A 20,089-nucleotide genomic window follows, 5' to 3' on the forward strand; every position below is an offset into this window, starting at 1 on the left:
GCGACGCGAGGCGGGGTGGCCCCTGCCCTAAAGCGCGATGAATCTAGGTTGGATCGTCATCGCGCTTTAGTTCCTTGTTTGAGCACGATCTTTTCGGAAAACCGCTGCACACTTTTCCGGATCGTGCTCTAGTGGTCAAGCGCGCTGGTCAGGGCCTTTATATTGTGCCTGACCATGTCAATGTAAGTGGGGGCAGGCCCCTTTTCGCCGGTCAAACCGTCCGAAATCAGGGTCCCGCCGACCTTCGAGCCGGTCTCCGCCGCGATCCGCCGGATCAGCCGGTCGTCGCTGATATTCTCGAGGAACACGGCCGGGATTTTCTGGGCCCGGATCTGGCTGATGATGCCGGCGATATCCCGGGCGCTGGGCTCGGTTTCGGTGGAGACGCCGAGCGGGGCGATGAACTGGATACCGTATTCGGCGGCGAAATAGCCGAAGGCATCGTGGGTCGAGATCACCTTGCGCCGCTCGGGCGGGATCTTTGCGATGGCCTCGCGCACCTCGCGGTCGAGCGTTTCGAGCTTTTCCAGATAGGCCGTGGCTTGCCTACGGAAAACTTCCGCATCCTCAGGCGCGGCCGCAGCCAGCGCGCCCGCGATGTTGGTCACATAGGCCTTCGCGTTGGGGATCGATTGCCAGGCATGCGGATCGGCATCCGAGCCGAGCTTGAGCGGCGCGATGCCGGCGCTCGCCGTCACGACGGTTGCCTTGCTGCCGGAGGACTGAACCAGCCGCGGCAGCCAGCCCTCCAGGCCAAGGCCATTGACGATGACGAGCCTTGCATCCGCGATGCGCTTCGCGTCACCCGGCGCCGGCGTGTAGACGTGGACGTCGCTGTCGGGACCGACCAGCGTGGTGAGGTTAATGCGATCGCCGCCGACATTGCGGACGAAATCGGCGAGGATCGAGAAGCTCGCCACCACGTCGAGCCGGTCCGCTGCGTGAAGCGGCGACGCGATCAAGAGGCATGCAACGACGAAGAGCAGAAGGCGGCGCATCACGCCTCCAGATGCCGGCCGGGAAACATCTGCCGGACCAGCCCGCCGACGCTGCCGAACAGCACGGAGACGACGTAGAACGCTGATGCCACCAGAATGATCGCGGGGCCTGAGGGAATCCGGGTCTGGAACGACAGCACGAGCCCGGCATAGCCGGACACCGCAGCGGCGATGACGGCGATACAGATCATCGCGGTGAGGTCGCGCGACCAGAACCGCGCGATACCGGCGGGCATGATCATCAGGCCGACGGCAAGCAGGGTGCCGAGTGCCTGAAAGCCGTTGACGAGGTTGATGACGACGAGCGCGAGGAAGGCGAGGTGCGCCGGTCCGCCCGCGCGGCTCACGGTGCGCAGGAACAAGGGATCGACGCTCTCGATCACCAGCGGACGGTAGATCACCGCAAGGACGAGCAGCGTGATCGTCGCGTTGAAGGCGACCACCAGCAGCGTCTGGTCATCCATGGCGAGGATGTTGCCGAACAGCACATGCAGAAGGTCGATGTTGGTGCCCTTGATCGAGACGATGGTGACGCCCAGCGCCAGCGAGGCCAGATAAAAGGTCGCAAGCGAGGCGTCCTCCTTCAGGCCCGTCGAGCGCGCGACGACACCGGCGAGAATCGCCACCGCAAAGCCCGCGATCAGGCCGCCGGCGGTCATCGCAAACAGATTGAGGCCGGAGAGCAGGAAGCCGATCGCGGCACCGGGGAGGATCGCATGCGCCATGGCATCGCCGACGAGGCTCATCCGCCGCAGCATCAGGAATACGCCGATCGGCGCGCCGGCGAGCGCCAGCGCGATCACGGCGGCGAGCGCGCGTCGCATGAACTCGAATTCGGTGAAGGGGCCAATCAGCGCGTCATACATCGTGCGTCATGCCGCCTGCGAGCGCTCGTCATCGTCGGCGCAGGCCGCCGCGCTGTCGTCGAACGCCTCGCACATCCGCATCGCGACCATGAGGTTCTCCGCCGTCAGCACCTCGGCGGTCGCGCCCCAGGCCACCGGGCCTCGCGCAAGCAATAGCGTTTGCGGGAAGTGCGCCCGCACCATCTCCATGTCGTGCAGCGCAGCGAGCACGGTGCGGCCCTCGCCATGCCAGCGCGTCACCAGCGCGAGCAGATCGGCCGTGGTCTTGCTGTCGATGGCGTTGAAGGGCTCATCCAGCACGATGAGCGCGGCATCCTGGAGCAGCACGCGCGCGAACAGAACGCGCTGCATCTGCCCCCCCGAGAGCGTACCGATCGGGCGATTCTCAAAACCGTTCAGGCCGACCGCCGCGATCGCACCCAGGACCTTCTCGCGCGCGGTTTTGCCGATGCCGCCGAACAGGCCGATGCCACGCCAGAGGCCCGTGCCGACAAAATCGAACACCGAGATCGGGAAGCTGCGGTCGATATCGGCGGTCTGCGGCAGATAGGCGATGTCGCGCGGATCGAGCCCGCCGAGATGGATGCTGCCTGCGAGCGGCTTCAGGATGCCGACGATGCCGCGGAGCAGCGTCGACTTGCCGGCGCCGTTCGGTCCGATCACCGCGACCAGCGCCCCGGGGGCGATCTCGCCCCTGAGATGATGCACGGCCGGATGCCGGTCATAGCCGAGGGTGACGTTGTGGAAACCGAGCGCCGCCATGATCACCTCATCGCCAGGAAGACCACGCCCCAGAGCACCGCGCAGACGGCCAGAGCCGCCGCCAGGCGCCCCGCCATGGTCATGCGCAGGATCGACCAGGGCGCCGCTTGGGCCGGATGCGGCGCCGAGGGATCGTGGACATGGGCATGCGTATGGTCGTGCCCATGGGCATGGGCGTCGTCGTGGGAGTGGCCCTGGGAATGGTCGTGATGGTGAGCGTGGGACGCGGCGGGAACCATCCCCAAACGTTATATTATAACATTACTCCTGTCCACGCCCGGAATGCCGTCCGCGTTGCAGCCAATCACGGCTTGCCGGTCACCATGGCGATGGCCGCCGCCACGAACGGGAACGGCACCGAAACGGCGCAGCGGAACCAGACGAAACGGGCCGGCATGAACGGGATTTCCCACAGGATCACCCGCTGGAAGGCGAACAGCGCCCAGGCGACGACATAGGCGACAACCTGGGGGACGCCGCCGCCGGACTTCAACGCCACCGTGCCGATGGAGAAGCCGATCACGGGGCCGCCCGGCGTGGCCGCGCCGGCGACCACGGCGGTGGCCACCCCGAGCCAGCCGCTATCAGGGCCGAGCCAGCCGGTGATCACCTCCTGCGGGATGATCGCGGCGATGTAGCCGGAGCCGATCACGCCCAGTGCGATCCGCGGCACGATGTTGACGAAGTCCATCGACCCTTCGCGGAGCGAGGCCTTGAACACTGCAGGGCTGCGACGAAAGGCAATCAGGCCGACGCCGAGCACCGAGCCCCACAACAGGATGTCGATGAGAAGCGCGGCGCTCACGCCTCGTCGTCCTTTGCATCACGTTTCGGATAGAGCCGGACATAGACGAAGCGGCCGAGCGCGCCCGCGAGCACCGGCAGCGGCAGCGAGATCACGATCCGCCACAGCGTGAAATCGGTGCCCATGATCGGGATTTCCCAGGCGACCGCCCGGCCATAGCCGATCAGGGTCCAGCTCACGACCATGGCGATGGTGGCGCCGAAATCGGCGCCGACCGCCAGCAGCGCGCTTGCCACCGGATAGGCGGTGAAGGGGCCGCCCGGCAGGATCGCACCGAAGGCGGTGCCGATCAGCAGGCCCGTCAAGCCGGAGTTCGGCCCGAGCGAGCGCGATACCTTCTCGTGCGGCAGGATCTCGGAGATGAAGGCCCCGAGCAGGCAGCCGGCAAGCACGCGCGGCAGGATGCCGGAGAACAAGGAGAGATCATGGGTGAGGATCTCCATGACACCGCTGGCACCGTCGCGCCGCCACACCAGCGCCGCGCTCACCGCAACCAATGCCGCAATGATGATCGTCGACCAGCCGATCGGCTTGCGCACCCGCCCCGGCCGCGGTTCGGATTCCGCGTCCTCGGCAGGTGCCGGATTGTTCGAGGAAGGTTCTGACAACGGGCTCGGGTCGGATCGAGGGGATACCCGTTCTGCTTAAGGGTGCCACCGAGGCGATGCAAACACGGTGATGGCGGGGGCGATGCGCGCCTCGCGCAGAGCTATGCGAGGTGGGGGCAAATTCCGGGAGGGCGGCGCGAAGCTACTCTTGCTGGTCTGAGGCATCTCACTTGGGCAAAGCTGGGAAGAGTATCCTGGGTTCGGAATCATATGCCTTTTTGTCCGCGACGCATTCCTCATCAGCACAATTCCAATGGCTACAGGGAGTGACGCGCGGCCGCGGCTCTCCCTCTTTGGGAAATCCGATTACCTCATAACAGTACTTTGTAAGATGATGATTGGTATTGGGGAAAATGTCGTCGTACTCCAAAAATCCGAAGATAAACCAGTGAGGATTTGTGGAGGCGAGGATTTCGGAAGGAACGGCAACTCCGCCAAGGATGGCGCCTGTATGAGGACCAAGCACGAGATTTCGATTCTTAAATCTAGTGCTCTGCTTGAGAGATTCTGGATCAACCGTCGCATTAGCAACGGAACTTTGATTTCCAACGATAACTTGCTGCAATTGAGCGGAAGCCATTGTGCTACTTGGCGCGGTAGTCAGAACAACCCCTGGGTAAATTTGTAGATTTCGGGTCAACGTATTGCCGCTGTTTTCAAAGCTGGTCGTGAATGTCCAGTATTTGGCGTTCGCAATCTCATCTACTTTCCCGGAAATCAGTCCTTCACCTGGCTCTATTTTGATCTCTTTGAGTGTGACAAAGGCCCGCTGTGTCGCGGTGTAAGCCGTATGGGCGTCGTTAGCCATATCTCGCGTTGTGTAAGCCAAGTCGCCGGAGAAATAAGCCGCGAAACCGGCGGCGATCAGGGTCAAAACCGAGATGATCGCGCCCCCGATCTCAAGCCACTTCTTATAACCGGGCTCGCTCTCGGGTTCTCTCTTGCAGCATTTGGAAGTCACGTTGGCTTTATTGGCGGCCTCGTGATCTACCGCGGCATTTTTACCAACTTCATTGGATTTTCGACGTGGGCCTTGTTGACGACGATTTGCGCTTTTTCTCTTGGACAATCAGCATCCCTCAATCGCCGTTCTGAAATTGTCATCATCGAATCGATTATTGTACCGGACATGGGATTTTGCAATGTAGAGGTGCAGGTACCTTTGCCAGTGTTGTAGAGGATGCCGACGTAGGGCCTGCGCAGCAAAAAAGGCGGCCGCACATGCGGCCGCCTTTTCGATTCTGTCATTCCGGGGCGCACGAAGTGCGAGCCCGGAATCTCGAGATTCCGGGTCTGGTGCTGACGCACCATCCCGGAATGACGGAGTAAAATCTCACGCCTTGTCGAACAGGGACTCCACGTATTCCCAGTTCACGAGGTTCTCGACGAACGCCTTCAGATAGTCGGGGCGGCGGTTGCGATAGTCGATGTAGTAGGAGTGCTCCCAGACGTCCACGCCGAGGATCGGGGTGGCGCCGTGCACCAGCGGATTCTCGCCGTTGGCCGTCTTGGAGATTTCGAGCTTGCCGTTCTTCACGGACAGCCAGGCCCAGCCGGAGCCGAACTGGCCGACGCCCGCCGCCTGGAAGTCGGTCTTGAACTTCTCGAAGCCGCCGAGGTCCTCGTTGATCTTCTTCTCGAGCTTGCCCGGCAGCTTGGTGCCGCCGCCATTGGGCTTCATCCAGCTCCAGAAGTGGATGTGGTTGTAGTGCTGGCCGGCATTGTTGAAGACCGCCGGGTTCTTCCCGAAGGAGCCCTTCACGATCTCCTCAAGGGACTTGCCTTCCCATTCGGTCCCCTTGAGCGCGTTGTTGCCGTTGGTGACATAGGCCTGATGATGCTTGTCGTGGTGATATTCGAGTGTTTCCTTCGACATGTACTGGCCGAGGGCGTCATAGGCGTAAGGGAGTGGGGGGAGCGTAAAGGTCATGGGTTCTTGTCCGCAACTGGTGGGGAACGTGGCTTAACGGTCACTCCTTATAGAAGGTTCCTGCTCCGTAAAACACCGGGAATTTGCGAAAACGGGTCATGCGACGGCATGGCGTGACTGCGCAAATACACCACACAGGATCGGGCTCGCAGAAGGGACGCAAAATATCATTGCCTTTGAAGCGTTTAAGAGAGAACGAATGCATCCTCCCGCGGAGTCAGCAAAGGCCGGACCCATGAGCATCGAGATCGACATTTTGAACGGCGATGCCTCATGGCCGGTCGCCGAGCCGCTGCACAGCGCGGTCTGGGGCCGCCGGATGGTCGAGAACAAGCCCTGGGCCCACGTTAAATGGGCCAATGCCGATTTGCGCGTGCTGATCGAGACGCCCGAAGACGGCCTCGTCTGCCACGTCGGCATCTACTTCCGCACCGTGACCTGGAACGGACAGAAGGCGCATATCGGCGGCATCGGTGGGGTCTGCACCCGCGAGGACCGGCGCGGCCGCGGCTATGCAACCATGGCAATCGACGCCGCCGTGCATACCATCCGCGCCAACGAAGCGGCGCGCTTTGCGCTGCTGTTCTGCGAGCCGCATAATTTCGCGTTCTACGCCGCGCGCAGCTGGCTGCCCTTCAAGGGCGAGGTCTATTGCGAGCAGCCGGAGGGGCGGATCCGCTTCGACCATATGGCGCCCTATGTCTTCAACATCGTCCGTGCTCCGACGCTCGGCACCATCGACCTCTGCGGCCTGCCCTGGTGAGCCCTGCGTGACGACTGGCTGGCGCGGGCGCAGACCACCCGGTAATATGTCGATCATCATCTGATATCCGCCGGTGAACATGACCACGCCCCGCTAGACGCCGCCCCGCCACGGATCCCGGCTACCTCCCCCATTGCCAGCCTGCTGACTGCGCCGATCCTGCCGACGCTGCTGAGGCTGGCGATCCCCAACATGATCGCGATGGTCGGCGGCGCCATGACGGTGTTCGGTCTGTCCACGGCCACGTCCGTTGCCCTTGCGCGCTGGGGCAAATGAACGCAGGAATGTGATGCAGCCGCGCGTTGCATGATGGCGATTTGCTGCTATGGAGACGCCTCCATTTTCGGGGCTCTCCATGATCCGCAGATTCGCCGTTCTCATAGCCTGTTTCGCTGCGCTGTTCGGCGCGACTGCCGCACGCGCGCAGAGTGCGGATGCGAACGGGACCTGGCTGACCCAGGCGGGCGATGCACGGGTCAAGGTCAGCAAGTGCGGCGGCGGCATCTGCGGCGTCATCGTCTGGCTGAAGGAGCCCTACGACACCGCGACGGGCCAGCCCGCCAGCGACAGCAAGAATCCCAATCCCGCACTCGCCAGGCGCCCGCTGATCGGCCTGCCGCTCTTCAGCGGCATGCAGGCCACCGGTCCCAACAAATGGTCGGGACAGATCTACAACGCCGATGACGGCAATGCCTATGCGAGCAACATCTCCATCATCGGCAGCGACACGCTCCGCGTCGAAGGCTGCGTCGGGGCGCTCTGCGGCGGCGAGACCTGGACGCGGGTCGGTCGCTGAACGTTCACGCCGTCGCCTTCAGCGCCGTTGCCGCCGACGCGTAGCCGCCGCGGGCGCCGTCGATGAAGTGGACGTGGTCGCTGCGCAGCGCCGAGGGCGTGAAGCAGGTCATCATTGCTGCATCCTGCCGGTGCAGGCCGTAGCGCACGACCCCGCTCTTCGCCGCCGCGGCGAGCCGATCGCTCAGGTCGCGTTCGAGGTCCGGCGTGCAGTCGAGGATCATGCGCAGGCCGTCGTCATACTTGCGGAAGTCCGAGTTCTCGACGACCTGCCGCGTATAGGTCTTGGGCACGAAACCGCCGACCTTGATATCGAAGCGCACGATCATGTAGGCGAACAGCGTGTAGGCCAAGACGCCGACGCGGCGCTTGAAGAGCGAGCCGCCGCGCCTGGCGCGCGCTTCGAAATCGAGCCCTTGCGGCGGCCATTTCAGCGGTGGCCCCTGTGGCGGCACGGGACGGCCCGCGTCCGGGCTGCGCTCGACGAGATGGATCACATCCTCGATCACCTTGCGAAAGAGAAGCGGATCGGCGCCGGCCGCCGGCACCACCAGCACGGACAGGATGAGCCCGCGCGAGGCCGGAATCTCCTCGAACCGGCAGGACAGGCCAGACAGATCCGGCTGCGTGTCGTCGGGCGCCTCGAGAACCGCGAACTCGCCGCGCTTCATCGCGGCCTCGGCCCACCCCAAACCTCCGCCCGAAAACATCGCATAGGACAGATTGTCAGATGGCCCGAAGCGCGCGACGCGCACATCGAGGCCTTGCGCGCGGATGGCACTGACCGGCACCAGCGCGACGCGCATCTTCAGATCGAGATCCTGCCTGACCCAGGTCGCCGTCGCGGCCAGCGCCTCGCGAGCACGATCGAGATCGCCGGGCGCAACCGCAAAGCTCGCGCCGTCGCCGCCGAACACGAAGGGGAATTCCCGTCCCTCCAGCGCATTGGTGACGGCTGCGATCACCGCGGCACCGGCCATGTTGACCGCCTTGTAGCGCTGCGCCGCAATCGCCTTGGTGGAATCGACGATATCGGCCACCCCGACGGTCCAGTCATCCGGCAGCGGCGAATAGAGGGAAGGGTCCATCAGGCTGGTGAAGCCGCGGAAGACGGAGATGCTGCCGTAGAAGGAGACGCCTGGTGTCATCGCGTGGGGCCGGGTGCGTTTCGCGCAGTCAAGATACAAGAGCGGGATCAATTGGGTTCACCGAACGGCGAACCTTGAGATTTACCCGATCATTGGCTGAAACGGACCCGGACAACAAGAGCGGTCGGCCGCTGCTCAGATGCGTTCGGCGCGCGAGCTGAGAAGCGGGGCGATTGAGCTGGATCTTTGCGAGATCAGGACGATAGAGGCGGTGTACGCAAGCTAGTGCAGCTTTTCCTTCTCCGCCGTCGTCAGCGACGCATGGACATCGTGGCAGCCGATCAGCCGGACGAACTGCTGCGGATACATCTCGTAGCCATGGTCGCCGGAATTCTGATGCGACATCGGCTTACAGCTGGCAACGCTCTCTTTTGCTTGAGATGACTGCGCTGACGCCCGGGGAAGGTTCGAAGCGGTCATGCACTGCTCCCTGTCGATTAGGGCAGATCGATTGACGTAACCCAACCGATTGCCGTGCATCTTAGGACCAAACGCGCCGAAATGAAATTGAGCCGCGTCAACTCAACGCGGCTCCAAGAATTCTGCGGCTCCAAGAGTTCTGTGGCCCAAAGAGTTCTGCGGCTCAAAGAGTTCCCTCAGCCGTTCCGGATCATGTTCTAAGCGGTATTTCCGGCATCGATCGTGAACACCGTTCCCGTGATGTTGCGGCCGCCTTCGCCGAGCAGATATTCGACCATCCGCGCGACGTCCTCGGTTTCCGGCAAGCGGCGCAGCGCGCTGCGCCCGGCGATGCGCTTGCGGCCGTCATCCGAGAGATTATGCGTCAGCTCGGTATCGATGAAGCCGGGCGCGATCGCATTCACGGTGATGCCGAGCTTGCCGACCTCGCGCGCTAGCGAGCGCGTGAAGCCGGTCGCCGCCGCCTTGGTCGCACCATAGACCGACAGGCCGTTGTAGCCGGTCGTAGCGATGATCGAGGAGATGTTGATGATGCGGCCTGCGCCATCGGCCATCATGTGCCGCGCGACATATTTGGTGAGGATGATCGGCGACAGCACGTTGAGCTGCACCAGCGCCTCGATCTCGGAATTATGCATGGTCGCGAGCAGGCCCTCGGTGCCGAGGCCGGCATTGTTGACGAGACCATAGATCGCGCCGAACTCGTCGCGCACCAATTTTGCGAAGGCCGGGATCGCGTCGATCACCGCGAGGTCGCAGGCGCGGAAATGCAGACGCTTTTCCGACGCGCGCACCGCAGCCGCGAGCTCTTCGGTCTCGCGCCGCGCCACCGCGATCACGTTGTAACCGGCGCCCACCAGGCGCGTCGCGATCGCAAGGCCAATGCCACGGCTGCCGCCGGTGATGAGGACGTTATGCATCGTTGCGCGCCAGCTTTCCGGCCGGAGTGACGTCGAGCGTCTCGACGAAGCGGATCACTGCAGGCACCTTGTGTGAGGCAAGCTGCGCCCGGCACTGGTCCACGATCTGCTCGCGGATTTCCTGCGCCCGAGCCGGATCGGTGCCGTCGGCGAGGATCACGTCGGCGACGACGATGCCGCCGGTGATCGGGCTCTTCCGCGATTTCGCACGCGACATCCGCACATCCGGATGACGGTTGATGGCCGCCTCGATCTCCTCGGGATGAACCTTCAGCCCGCCAATATTGATGATACCGCCGCGGCGGCCGACGAAATGATAGCGGTCGCCGCGCAGCTCTATCATGTCGCCGGTGTCGACGAAGCCGTCATCTTCGACGAGCTTGCCGGCATTGCGACCGATATAGGCGTGCGCGGTGCGATTCGAGCGGATGCGCAGCGAGCCGTCGACGATCTTCATCTCGACGCCGCTGGGGTTCACGCCGATATAGCCGGCGGGGAAACCTTCGAGGCCGTCATTGACGGCAAAGCCGACGCCCGCCTCGGTCGAGGCATAGGCATGGCCGATCGAGGAGTCGGGGAAAGTCGCCTTCAGGCCGTCGAGCACGGCCTGGTCGGCGATCTCTCCGGAGAGGCGGACGTAACGCGGGGCGAATTGCGCAGCCGAACCGCTCATCAGAAGCTTGCGCCAATGCGAAGGTGTGCCGGAAATGTGCGAGACGCTGCGCGCGTTGAGCCGCGCGACATGGTCCGCGAGGATCTCATGCGCGTCCGACAGCACCATCGAGCCGCCGGAAAGGATCGCGCGCAGGAAAATCTGGAGGCCGCCATAGCGGCGGATGTCGTAGAAGGTCGCCCAGACCGGTGCGGGGCCGCTCGCAGGCGCCTCGGCCCGGATCGCACCGGTCAGCGCTTCCAGCGTGTGGGCTGCGATCTTCGGCACGCCTGAGGTGCCCGACGTCAGCATCAGCCATTCCGTGGCGCGCTCGGATTCGACAGGCGCAGCATTCGTGAGCGGCAGTTGCGCGATCACGACGAGCGGGATCGCATTGTCTTTCCAGAACTCCGGCTCGTCGGTAATGACTGCATCGATCTCCGCGTCAGCGATCAGCGCATCGATATACGCGGGATTGAGATCCGGCGGGCACAGCAGCATGCGACGGGCGATGCCGTCGAGCTCGATCATGGCAAGGCCGGATTTGAGCTGGTCCGACAGTTTCAGCAGCACCGATCGGCCGGACAACTCACCCAGGCGGCCGCCCAGGACCGTCTGCGACAGCACATCGGTCAGCGACACCAGATGGTGCGCATCCGACAGCGTCCGTCCTTTCAGCTCCGGGCCGAGATAGTCGCGAAGTGCAGATATCTCACGCGGGGACATTTTCGTAGGCCCGCACGAAATCGCCGACGGTCGTGGGGAAGGCAGCGTCCTCGGAAATCGTGAAGGGATCGACGCCCAGCTCGTCCTCGAGGCGTGCGATCAGGATCGCGAAGGCGAGCGAATCGAAACCCGTCTCGTGCAGCGACAGGTCGTCCGTCAGCTCCGGCAGCGTGACGCGCTGCTCCCTGGCAATCTGCTTGATCGCTTCAGTGACCTTTAACCTTACCGACATGGCTGCGCTCGCTTCGTGTTTGTTGTTGTTTTGACCGTCTTCGGCGGAGTGCCCGCCTCCCGTTGCTCCGTGGTTTACCGGACAGAAGTAAATGCCTTCTTGGACAATTCAGATAAAATTGGACCTATTTCTGCTTTTGTAACCCGCTAGAGCCTGACATAGCCATCAACAATTTGCGCATAGGTCTCCCCGTCAATTGCGACATACGCGCCGGACTTCGGCTCCATCACGTACAGCGGATCAGCGATCACGCTGGGATCAAACCCCTCGCGCGCAAGCTGGCTCTTCTTCTGCTTGAAGGTCTCGGTCGCATCGAGCTCGGTCGAGATGCGGATGAAGACCGGACGGGCATAAGCCGGCAGGCGCGCAGCGAGATGACCCGCGAGCGCGGCGAGGTCAAAACCCTCGTTGACCACGATCGCGCTCATGCCGGCGCGGCCGTCGGTGCCGGGAATGCTGACGCCGTAGGTCGTTGCGTCGACCACGCCGGCGCCATCACGTACGGCGTCGTTGACCTCCGACGTCGCGACGTTCTCGCCCTTCCAGCGAAAGGTGTCGCCGATACGGTCGACGAAATGAAAGAAACCCTTATCGTCGAGCTGCATCAGGTCGCCGGTGCGGAACCATGCATCGCCGTGAGCGAAGACGTTGCGAAGTATCTTCTTCTCGGTCTCGCCGGCGTCGGTATAGCCCTCGAAACGCCCCCCGCCTTCATCGGCGGTGCCGATGCGGCCGATGGCTTCGCCCGCCTCGCCGCGTGCGCAGGCCACGCAGAGGCCGTCGGCATTGCGCAAGGGCACGCCGGCATCAGCATCGACCTTGACAATGGCCGCCGGGAATCGATGCGCGAGCAGCGGCGGAATGCGGCCGATGGCACCCGGCCTGCCCTCGACGTTGAACAGCGAGAAATTGCCTTCGGTCGCTGCGTAGAATTCGAGGATGCGGGGAAGCGCAAAACGTGCCTGGAAATCTTCCCAGATGTCGCCGCGCAGGCCGTTGCCACAGACAAGCCGCAGGCGATGCCGGTTTTCGTACTCGGAGGGCGGCGCCTTCAGGAGATAGCGGCAAAGCTCGCCGATATACTGGAACAGCGTGCAGTCATGCCGGACGATGTCGGACCAGAAATTCGTTGTCGAGAATTTATCCGCGATCACCACCGAGCCGCCGGCGGCGAGCATGCTGCAGGGCGCGACGATGCCGCCGACGGAATGAAACAGCGGCAGGCAGTCATAGAGTCGATCCTGCGGCGTGGCACCGGTCAACCCTGCGAACCAAAAGCCCCAGTTGAGGATGCGGCGATGGCTGATGCTGGCAGCCTTCGGCAGGCCCGTGGTGCCCGAGGTGTAGATCAGCAGCGCGCGGTCATTGATGGAGACGTTGCCGTGCTCATCCTGCGAGAGCGGGCCGTCGTCGAGCGCGGTCAGCGCGACGTCGATCGAACGCTCGCTGCGCGCATCGCCATGGGTCCAGATCTTTGCGACGGAGCTCAGGTGCGGCGTGGCATCGCCAAGTGCCTCGGCCAGATCATGCGCGACGATGAGATGGGACGGCTTTGCGACATCGATGCAATGCGCGAGCGATTGCCCGACCAGCCTGGTGTTGATCAGGGCGACGACCGCGCCGATACGGCTGATGCCGAGCCAGGCGGCCACATAGTCGACACCGTTCGGCATGATCATACCGACGGTATCACCCTTCGCCAGGCCGACCGAGCGTGCCCATCGCGCATAGCGGTTGATCCGTCTTGCGAGCTGACCGTAGCTGATCGTTTCGTCATCCGTGACGAGAGCTGCGCGATCCGGCTGGCGTCGCGCCCAGTCCTCAACGACATCGGCAAACAGCCGGCCCGGCAGCGTCTCGATGCGCGCGGTGAGCTCGATCGCCTTCAGCCAGATTTTTGAGGCCGAGGGCGCGCGCGCCGATGTCGGCTGCTCGATGACGCCGGTGCTCATGTTGTTGATGTCTTTCGGCCGGTCACTCGTCTGTCACGGTAGCTATAGACCGCGGGCCCCTGACCAGGTGTTAAGAGACAAGGTAAACCACGGTTAGTCCGCGATTAACTCTCATCATTCGTTAGCAAGCCGGCGGGAACGGCGTCCGGCAGCGGCCGCCCCCACGCGCAACAGCGGCTTGCGTCCGCAACATCCACACCCGCAATCCCTAGCGGCTTGCCCTTGCCTCTCCTGCGCGCGCATTGTCTCGCGCCATGGGCAACAAATCTCGTGAGCGAATCTACGGCGCGTCCGTTCGCGCCGCGGCGGAACGCGCGGCGGCGGCGCGCAAAGAGGCCGACCGTCTCGCCTGCGAGGCCTGGAACAAGCGGATGCTGTCCTTTCAGGGGCCGGCGCAGCCGTCGCCGACGCTGGGCGACGCACTGAACGCCGGCTACTGCTATCTCGAGGTGAAGTGCCTCGGCTGCGAGACGCACCAGACCGTGGCGCTCGACATCGTCAGACGCAGGAAGTCGATGCCGATCCACGAGCTCGAGCGTTACATGCGCTGCCGGCAATGCTCGGAGCTGTCAGGATTTCCCTACAAGCGCAGCCATCTCGTGGCGCTGCGCACCACGAAGATCTCCGTGCGTGATCCCCGCTCGGAATGGTGGCCGGGCGAGCGGTGAACGCTGCGCCGCACACATTGCGGCGCCGGGCGCGCTGATGGCGACGCTAGTAAGCCTGCTTATAACGCCGGCGCGGCTGCGGCTGGTCGTAGGCGTAGTAGGGATTGACATCGCAGCTCGCGCTGAGGCCCGAAGCGGTGGCGCGGCACTGCTCCAGCGACGTGAAGGAACAGTCGAACCGGTCGCTGCCGCCGCCGCGAGGGCCTCCCGTGTAGATATGCATGCACACCGGATAGCGCGGGTCATAGCGCTGGGCGCTGGCAGGCGTCGCTGCCTGCAGCGTGGCGATCGCGATGATGGTCAGGAGCGGTATGCGCATCGGAAATTCCTCGAATCGGCGGCGACGATGAGCGTCGCGCCGGACCGATATGGCATAACGCGGCGGCAGAGGCGACCATTCCGCAACATACCTCTCCCGCTTGTGACGCACGAAAAAGCAGACGAGCCGACCTCTTTTGATCTGCAGAAAGCGCATATCTGCGGGCCGCCCCTGTTCGACAAAGGTCGCAATCATCCCGCGCAGGATTCCGCTCGCAAGCCGGCGCGAAGGGACTAATCTTGCTGCCACAACGCCGGCCCCGAACCGCCGATGACTCGGGGCAGTCAGCAAGCATATAGGCTGAAGGAAACGCACATTCGCGCTCGGGCTCTCGGGCGCGACTCCGCCGTTTGCGAGGAGAAGATGCGCTGGCCATTCGATGGTTTCAGGGCATGCAAGAGAGCTTCTCGTCTCTGTTCATCCGCTACCCGATCGGCACCTCGCTGCTGATGGCGGGTATCCTGTTCGTCGGCCTTGTGGCCTATCCACTGCTGCCGGTTGCACCGCTGCCGCAGGTCGACTTTCCGACCATCCAGCTTTCCGCATCGCTTCCGGGCGGCAGCCCCGAGACGATGGCCTCCTCGGTCGCGCAGCCGCTCGAGCGCCAGCTCGCGCAGATCCCCGGCATCGCGCAGATGACGTCGACGAGCTCGCTCGGTTCGGCCTCGATCACCATCCAGTTCGATCTCAACCGTCAGATCGACGCCGCCGCCAACGACGTTCAGGCCGCGATCAACGCGGCGAGCGGTCAATTGCCGAAGAACCTGCCCTCGCCCCCGACCTATCGCAAGGTCAACCCGGCGGACTCGCCGATCATGATCCTGTCGGCGACGTCGGACACGCTGCCGTTGACCACCGTCAGCGACCGCACCGACGCCCAGCTGGCACAGCAGATCAGCCAGATCTCCGGGGTCGCGCAGGTCTTCGTCGGCGGGCAGCAGAAGCCGTCGGTGCGCATCCAGGTCGATCCGGCAAAGCTCGTCGCCAAGGGCCTGTCGCTGGAGGACGTGCGCAGCCAGATCGCGATCACCACCACCGACAGCCCGAAGGGGAACATCGACGGCACGCGGCGCGCCTACACCATCTACGCCAACGACCAGCTGGTCGAAGCCGCGGCCTGGCAGGATGTGATCATCGCCTATCGCAACGGCGCTCCGCTACGGATCCGCGACATCGGCGAGGCGATAGCTGGCCCTGAGGACATGAAGACGGCGGCGTGGGCCGATGGCAAGCGCGGCGTGTTCCTCGTCATCTTCAAGCAGCCCGGCGCCAACGTCATCGACACCGTCGACCGCATCAAGGCGCAACTGCCCCGGCTGGTGGCCGCGATCCCGCCGGCGATCGCCATCAAGATCATCAGCGATCGCACCATCACCATCCGCGACGCGGTCGAGGACGTGCAGATCACGCTCCTGATCACCATTGCGCTGGTGGTGATGGTAATCTTTCTGTTCCTGCGCAGCTTCTGGGCCACGATCATCCCGACCGTGACCGTTCCGCTGGCGCTGCTGGGCGCCTGCTCGCTGATGTGGGTGTTCGGCTATTCGCTGGACAACCTCTCCCTGATGGCACTGACGATCGCCGTCGGGTTCGTGGTCGATGATGCGATCGTGATGCTCGAGAACATCACCCGCTACGTCGAGCATGGCGAGCGACCGCTCGCCGCGGCCTACAAGGGGGCGGCGGAGATCGGCTTCACCATCGTCTCGATCAGCATTTCGCTGATCGCCGTGCTGATCCCCTTGCTGCTCATGGGCGGCATCATCGGCCGGCTGTTCCGCGAGTTCGCCGTGACGCTGGCGATGGCGATCTTCGTCTCGCTGGTGGTCTCGCTGACCCTGACGCCGATGATGGCCTCGCGCTTCCTGCGCGCCGATCAGGAGGCGCGGCATGGCCGGGTCTACCAGTGGAGCGAGCGGATGTTCGAGCGCCTGCTCGGCGCCTATGAGCGCGGGCTCGACGTCGCGCTCAAGCACAGCTTCATCACGCTCTGCATCTTCTTCGCGACGGTGGCGCTTTCGGTCTACCTCTTCATCCTGATCCCGAAGGGATTCTTCCCGCAGCAGGACAACGGTTTCCTGACCGCAGTCTCCGAGATGCCGCAGGACATCTCGTTTGCGGAGATGAAGCGGCGCCAGGAGGAGCTCAACGCGATCGTGCAGGCCGATCCCGCCGTCGATTCGATCGCGATGTTCATCGGCGGCGGCGGCACCGCGCTGAATTCCGGGCGCATGTACATCACGTTGAAGCCGCGGGAGGAACGTGACGTCAGCGCGCAGCAGATCATCGCACGACTGCGGCCGAAGCTCGCGGCGGTCGAGGGCGCCCGCCTCTATATGCAGGCCTCGCAGGACGTACGTCTCGGCGGCCGCGCCACGCGCACGCAGTTCGAGTTCACGCTCCAGGACGCCAATCTCGCCGAGTTGAACGCATGGGCGCCAAAAATCCTGGAGGCGATGAAGACGCTGCCGCAGCTTCGCGACGTCGCGACCGACCAGCAGACGGAAGGCACGACGCTCGAGCTCACCATCAACCGCGACACCGCCGCACGGTACGGCATCCAGCCGCAGCTCATCGACGATACCCTCTATGACGCCTTCGGCCAGCGCCAGGTCGCGCAGTATTTCACCCAGACCAACAGCTATCACGTGATCCTCGAGATCACACCGGAGCTCCAGGGCAAGCTGGATACGCTGGACAAGCTCTACATCAGATCGCCGCTGACGGGCGAGCAGGTGCCGCTTTCAGTCTTCTGCAGCTGGACCAACGTGCCGGTGCGGCCGCTCGCGATCGCCCATCAAGGGCAGTTTCCGGCGGTGACGATCAGCTTCAATCTCGCCGAGGACGTGGCACTCGGGCAGGCGACCGAAGCGGTCTCGCAGGCCGTCGGCGAGATGCGCGCGCCGCCGACGCTGGCAACGAGCTTCCAGGGCACCGCGCAGGCGTTCCAGCAATCGCTCGGCACCGTGCCGCTGCTGATCCTGGCCGCGCTCGTCGTGGTCTACCTGATCCTGGGCGTGCTCTACGAGAGCTACATCCACCCCCTGACCATTCTCTCCACGCTGCCTTCGGCCGGCGTCGGTGCGATCGCCATCCTGATGATCTTCGGCTTCGACTTCAGCCTGATCGCCTTGATCGGCATCATTCTCCTGATCGGCATCGTCAAGAAGAACGGCATCATGATGGTGGATTTCGCGATCGCCGCCGAACGCGAGCAGCATCTGTCGCCGGAGCAGTCGATCCGCCAGGCGGCGCTGCTGCGCTTTCGCCCGATCATGATGACGACGATGGCGGCGCTGCTCGGCGGAGTGCCCTTGATGCTCGGAAGCGGCACCGGTGCGGAGATCCGCCAGCCGCTCGGCTATGCCATGGTCGGCGGCCTCCTGGTCAGCCAGGCGCTCACGCTGTTCACGACGCCGGTCGTCTATCTCTATCTCGACCGCTTCTCGAACCTGCTCTCACGCTGGATGGCAAAGAAACCGAAGCCGGAGGCGGAGGCTGTACGCGACGAGCAGAAGGATGCGGCGGAGTGAGCTGCAACTGTCCTCACATTCAATGCCGGAGAGACACGAGCTGCGTTCCCTCCCCACTTGCGGGGGAGGGAGCGCAGCGGGGCAAGCTGCACCGGCTCTCGTTCCCGGCGACTCTAAGAAAGCCCCTGCAGCACGAGCCGGTTCAGTCTTGCGGCGAAGGCGGACGGGTCTTCCGGCAATTCGCCGTCGAGGATCTGGGCCTGCTCCAGCAGCAGCAGGCAGAGATCATCGATCATCGTCGAGCCCGCCGGCGCCCTGGTGATCGCGGTGACCAACGGATGGCGCAGATTGACCTCGAGGATCGGCCTCGAGCGCTCTCCCCGGTTCTGCTGTGCCAGGAGGCGCTCGAGCTCGCGGCTCGGACCATGGCTGTCGGCGACGAGACATGAGGCGGAGCTGGTGAGACGCGTCGACGCCTTCACGTCGCTGACGCGCTCGTTGAGGGAGCCCTTGATCAGCGCGATGGTGGCGGCTTCATCAGCCGCCGGCCCGTCCTTCTGTTCATCGTCGACGCGCGGGATCAAATCGAGATTGAGATCGCCCTGGCCCAGCGACTTCAACGGCTTGCCGTCGAACGACATCGGCATCGAGGTCCAGAAGGCATCGACGGGATCGGTAAGCAGCAGCACCTCGATGCCGCGCGCAGCCGCTGCCTCAAGGCGCGGACTGGACTTCAGCCGCTCGATGCTGTCGCCGACGAGATAATAGATTTCGGTCTGGTTCGGCTTGAAATCGGCGACGACGTCCTTCAGCGAGCGCTTCTCGCCCGAGGTCGTCGTGAAACGCGACAGCGCCAAAAGCTTCTCGCGACGCTCGAAGTCCTCGTAGATGCCTTCCTTCAGCACGGCGCCGAAAGCGTCCCAGATCTTCGCAAAATTCTCCGCGTCCTTCTCGGCGAGGCTTTCGAGCTCGGAGACGACGCGCGTGGCGACCGCCTTGCGGATCTGCGCGAGCTGCGGGTTGTTCTGCAGCATCTCGCGGGAAATATTCAGCGGCAGGTCCTCGCTGTCGACTACACCGCGGATGAAGCGCAAGTACCCCGGCAACAGATCGGCATCGTCGGTGATGAAGACGCGCCGGACATAGAGCTTGACCCTTCCCTTGCGCGACGGCTCGAACAGGTCGAACGGTTTCGTCGACAGCGCGAACAGCAGCACGGCGTAGGAATAGCGGCCCTCGGCGCGATAATGCAGCGTCATCGCGGGATCGTCGAAGGCGGTGGCGATCTGCTGATAGGCCTTCTTGTAGTCGTCAGCCGAAAGTTCCGATTTCGAGCGCTGCCACAGCGCGCTTGCCGAATTGATCTGGCGCGGCTCGCCTTCGGCCGGCACGAGCTCGATAGGAAAGAGGATGTTGTCGGAATAGGCGGAGACGATGCGCTGGATCTCGTAGTCTTCCAGATATTTCTTCGCATCCTCCTTCAGGTGCAGCACGATCTCGGTGCCACGGCTCACGCGCGCTGCATCTTCCTCGCCCGCGCGCGCGATCTCGAAACCGGAGCCGCCCGAAGAGGTCCAGGTCCAGACATCGCTCTCGCCGGCCCTGCGGCTGACGACGAGGATCCTGTCCGCAACCATGAAGGCGGAATAGAAGCCGACACCGAACTGGCCGATCAGGCCGAGGCCGTCCTTGGCTTCCTTCAGCTTCGCCACGAACGCCTTGGTGCCGGAGCGGGCGATGGTGCCGAGGTGATCGATCAGCTCCTGCCGCTCCATGCCGATGCCGTTGTCGGCGATGGTGAGCGTGCCGGCCTGCTTGTTGGGAATGATGCGGATCTTGGGCGCGTCGCCCTCGCCGAGCAGCGCCGGGTTCTCGATCGCGTCGTAGCGGAGCTTGTCGCAGGCATCCGACGCGTTCGAAATCAGCTCGCGCAGGAAGATGTCGGTCTCGGAGTAGACGGAGTGCACCATCAGGTGCAGGAGCTCGGACACCTCGGCCTGGAAGGGCTGCGAATGCACAGCCGGATCTGACGTCGTCATGCGTTTACCCGGA

20 protein-coding genes are annotated in these 20,089 nt (G+C 63.8%); 4 read left to right on the forward strand and 16 right to left on the reverse strand.

Annotation, left to right across the window (positions count from 1 at the left end):
• Positions 1–128: 128 nt before the first annotated feature.
• From ACV1FX_RS37350 to ACV1FX_RS37385, 8 genes are all read right to left on the reverse strand, one after another.
• Complete coding sequence (locus ACV1FX_RS37350; protein ID WP_473122516.1) at positions 129–998, reverse strand: metal ABC transporter substrate-binding protein; 870 nt, start codon at positions 996–998, stop codon at positions 129–131.
• Complete coding sequence (locus tag ACV1FX_RS37355; protein ID WP_473122517.1) at positions 998–1,864, reverse strand: metal ABC transporter permease; 867 nt, start codon at positions 1,862–1,864, stop codon at positions 998–1,000. The genes ACV1FX_RS37350 and ACV1FX_RS37355 overlap by 1 nt, the downstream gene beginning before the upstream one ends.
• 6 nt (positions 1,865–1,870) lie before the next feature.
• Positions 1,871–2,626, reverse strand: coding sequence for a metal ABC transporter ATP-binding protein (locus ACV1FX_RS37360; protein WP_473122518.1), 756 nt, complete (start codon positions 2,624–2,626; stop codon positions 1,871–1,873).
• 2 nt (positions 2,627–2,628) lie between these two features.
• Positions 2,629–2,865, reverse strand: a complete 237-nt coding sequence (locus tag ACV1FX_RS37365; RefSeq protein ID WP_473122519.1) for a hypothetical protein — start codon at positions 2,863–2,865, stop codon at positions 2,629–2,631.
• A 65-nt stretch (positions 2,866–2,930) separates the two neighbouring features.
• Complete coding sequence (locus tag ACV1FX_RS37370; protein ID WP_473122520.1) at positions 2,931–3,431, reverse strand: hypothetical protein; 501 nt, start codon at positions 3,429–3,431, stop codon at positions 2,931–2,933.
• Positions 3,428–4,039, reverse strand: coding sequence for a permease (locus tag ACV1FX_RS37375; protein WP_473122521.1), 612 nt, complete (start codon positions 4,037–4,039; stop codon positions 3,428–3,430). Before ACV1FX_RS37375 ends, ACV1FX_RS37370 begins: the two co-directional genes overlap by 4 nt.
• Positions 4,040–4,205: 166 nt before the next feature.
• Positions 4,206–5,108, reverse strand: coding sequence for a hypothetical protein (locus ACV1FX_RS37380; protein WP_473122522.1), 903 nt, complete (start codon positions 5,106–5,108; stop codon positions 4,206–4,208).
• 264 nt (positions 5,109–5,372) lie between these two features.
• Positions 5,373–5,969 carry a superoxide dismutase gene (locus ACV1FX_RS37385; protein WP_449381426.1) on the reverse strand — a complete coding sequence of 199 codons (597 nt, stop codon included), beginning with the start codon at positions 5,967–5,969 and terminating at the stop codon, positions 5,373–5,375.
• A gap of 235 nt (positions 5,970–6,204) precedes the next feature.
• Between ACV1FX_RS37385 and ACV1FX_RS37390 the strand changes: the two genes are divergently transcribed.
• Both ACV1FX_RS37390 and ACV1FX_RS37395 read left to right on the forward strand, forming a co-directional pair.
• Entirely contained in the window at positions 6,205–6,732 is a 528-nt protein-coding gene (locus ACV1FX_RS37390) for a GNAT family N-acetyltransferase (protein WP_473122523.1), read from the forward strand.
• A gap of 355 nt (positions 6,733–7,087) precedes the next feature.
• On the forward strand, positions 7,088–7,528 hold the full coding sequence (locus ACV1FX_RS37395) for a DUF2147 domain-containing protein (RefSeq protein WP_473122524.1): 441 nt from the start codon (positions 7,088–7,090) through the stop codon (positions 7,526–7,528).
• Between the two features lie 4 nt (positions 7,529–7,532).
• Here the strand turns inward: ACV1FX_RS37395 and ACV1FX_RS37400 are convergent, their stop codons facing one another.
• The 6 genes from ACV1FX_RS37400 to ACV1FX_RS37425 form a co-directional block, all read right to left on the reverse strand.
• Positions 7,533–8,675, reverse strand: coding sequence for a DUF3095 domain-containing protein (locus ACV1FX_RS37400; protein ID WP_473122525.1), 1,143 nt, complete (start codon positions 8,673–8,675; stop codon positions 7,533–7,535).
• A gap of 222 nt (positions 8,676–8,897) precedes the next feature.
• Positions 8,898–9,095 (reverse strand): hypothetical protein, encoded by a 198-nt coding sequence (locus tag ACV1FX_RS37405; protein ID WP_473122526.1) that lies wholly within the window; start codon positions 9,093–9,095, stop codon positions 8,898–8,900.
• Between the two features lie 197 nt (positions 9,096–9,292).
• Positions 9,293–10,015: an SDR family NAD(P)-dependent oxidoreductase gene (locus tag ACV1FX_RS37410; RefSeq protein WP_473122527.1), complete on the reverse strand. Its 723-nt coding sequence runs from the start codon at positions 10,013–10,015 to the stop codon at positions 9,293–9,295.
• Entirely contained in the window at positions 10,008–11,393 is a 1,386-nt protein-coding gene (locus tag ACV1FX_RS37415; RefSeq protein WP_473122528.1) for a class I adenylate-forming enzyme family protein, read from the reverse strand. The genes ACV1FX_RS37410 and ACV1FX_RS37415 overlap by 8 nt, the downstream gene beginning before the upstream one ends.
• The gene (locus ACV1FX_RS37420; RefSeq protein ID WP_473122529.1) at positions 11,380–11,625 is read right to left on the reverse strand and encodes an acyl carrier protein; all 246 of its coding nucleotides are present in this window, start codon (positions 11,623–11,625) and stop codon (positions 11,380–11,382) included. Before ACV1FX_RS37420 ends, ACV1FX_RS37415 begins: the two co-directional genes overlap by 14 nt.
• A 146-nt stretch (positions 11,626–11,771) precedes the next feature.
• The gene (locus ACV1FX_RS37425) at positions 11,772–13,586 is read right to left on the reverse strand and encodes a long-chain-acyl-CoA synthetase (protein ID WP_473122545.1); all 1,815 of its coding nucleotides are present in this window, start codon (positions 13,584–13,586) and stop codon (positions 11,772–11,774) included.
• A gap of 245 nt (positions 13,587–13,831) precedes the next feature.
• Here ACV1FX_RS37425 and ACV1FX_RS37430 point away from each other — a divergent pair, with 245 nt between their 5' ends.
• On the forward strand, positions 13,832–14,245 hold the full coding sequence (locus ACV1FX_RS37430; RefSeq protein ID WP_473122530.1) for a hypothetical protein: 414 nt from the start codon (positions 13,832–13,834) through the stop codon (positions 14,243–14,245).
• A gap of 46 nt (positions 14,246–14,291) precedes the next feature.
• Here the strand turns inward: ACV1FX_RS37430 and ACV1FX_RS37435 are convergent, their stop codons facing one another.
• Positions 14,292–14,564: a DUF3551 domain-containing protein gene (locus tag ACV1FX_RS37435; protein WP_473122531.1), complete on the reverse strand. Its 273-nt coding sequence runs from the start codon at positions 14,562–14,564 to the stop codon at positions 14,292–14,294.
• 392 nt (positions 14,565–14,956) lie between these two features.
• Between ACV1FX_RS37435 and ACV1FX_RS37440 the strand changes: the two genes are divergently transcribed.
• Positions 14,957–18,097, forward strand: a complete 3,141-nt coding sequence (locus ACV1FX_RS37440) for a multidrug efflux RND transporter permease subunit (protein WP_473122532.1) — start codon at positions 14,957–14,959, stop codon at positions 18,095–18,097.
• 113 nt (positions 18,098–18,210) lie between these two features.
• Here ACV1FX_RS37440 and htpG read toward each other — a convergent pair whose 3' ends face one another.
• On the reverse strand, positions 18,211–20,076 hold the full coding sequence (gene htpG / locus ACV1FX_RS37445) for a molecular chaperone HtpG (protein ID WP_473122533.1): 1,866 nt from the start codon (positions 20,074–20,076) through the stop codon (positions 18,211–18,213).
• Positions 20,077–20,089: the final 13 nt, after the last annotated feature.

Source organism: Bradyrhizobium ingae (assembly GCF_055791185.1).

Excerpts from the sequence above, each read along its gene's own strand:
- ACV1FX_RS37395 (WP_473122524.1), top strand. The coding sequence starts at position 7,088 with ATGATCCGCAGATTCGCCGTTCTCATAGCCTGTTTCGCTGCGCTGTTC.
- ACV1FX_RS37355 (WP_473122517.1), bottom strand. The coding sequence starts at position 1,864 with ATGTATGACGCGCTGATTGGCCCCTTCACCGAATTCGAGTTCATGCGA.
- ACV1FX_RS37350 (WP_473122516.1), bottom strand. The coding sequence starts at position 998 with ATGCGCCGCCTTCTGCTCTTCGTCGTTGCATGCCTCTTGATCGCGTCG.
- ACV1FX_RS37400 (WP_473122525.1), bottom strand. The coding sequence starts at position 8,675 with ATGACACCAGGCGTCTCCTTCTACGGCAGCATCTCCGTCTTCCGCGGC.
- ACV1FX_RS37365 (WP_473122519.1), bottom strand. The coding sequence starts at position 2,865 with ATGGTTCCCGCCGCGTCCCACGCTCACCATCACGACCATTCCCAGGGC.
- ACV1FX_RS37410 (WP_473122527.1), bottom strand. The coding sequence starts at position 10,015 with ATGCATAACGTCCTCATCACCGGCGGCAGCCGTGGCATTGGCCTTGCG.
- ACV1FX_RS37420 (WP_473122529.1), bottom strand. The coding sequence starts at position 11,625 with ATGTCGGTAAGGTTAAAGGTCACTGAAGCGATCAAGCAGATTGCCAGG.
- ACV1FX_RS37415 (WP_473122528.1), bottom strand. The coding sequence starts at position 11,393 with ATGTCCCCGCGTGAGATATCTGCACTTCGCGACTATCTCGGCCCGGAG.
- ACV1FX_RS37385 (WP_449381426.1), bottom strand. The coding sequence starts at position 5,969 with ATGACCTTTACGCTCCCCCCACTCCCTTACGCCTATGACGCCCTCGGC.
- ACV1FX_RS37440 (WP_473122532.1), top strand. The coding sequence starts at position 14,957 with ATGCAAGAGAGCTTCTCGTCTCTGTTCATCCGCTACCCGATCGGCACC.
- ACV1FX_RS37390 (WP_473122523.1), top strand. The coding sequence starts at position 6,205 with ATGAGCATCGAGATCGACATTTTGAACGGCGATGCCTCATGGCCGGTC.
- ACV1FX_RS37360 (WP_473122518.1), bottom strand. The coding sequence starts at position 2,626 with ATGGCGGCGCTCGGTTTCCACAACGTCACCCTCGGCTATGACCGGCAT.
- ACV1FX_RS37430 (WP_473122530.1), top strand. The coding sequence starts at position 13,832 with ATGGGCAACAAATCTCGTGAGCGAATCTACGGCGCGTCCGTTCGCGCC.
- htpG (WP_473122533.1), bottom strand. The coding sequence starts at position 20,076 with ATGACGACGTCAGATCCGGCTGTGCATTCGCAGCCCTTCCAGGCCGAG.
- ACV1FX_RS37435 (WP_473122531.1), bottom strand. The coding sequence starts at position 14,564 with ATGCGCATACCGCTCCTGACCATCATCGCGATCGCCACGCTGCAGGCA.
- ACV1FX_RS37405 (WP_473122526.1), bottom strand. The coding sequence starts at position 9,095 with ATGACCGCTTCGAACCTTCCCCGGGCGTCAGCGCAGTCATCTCAAGCA.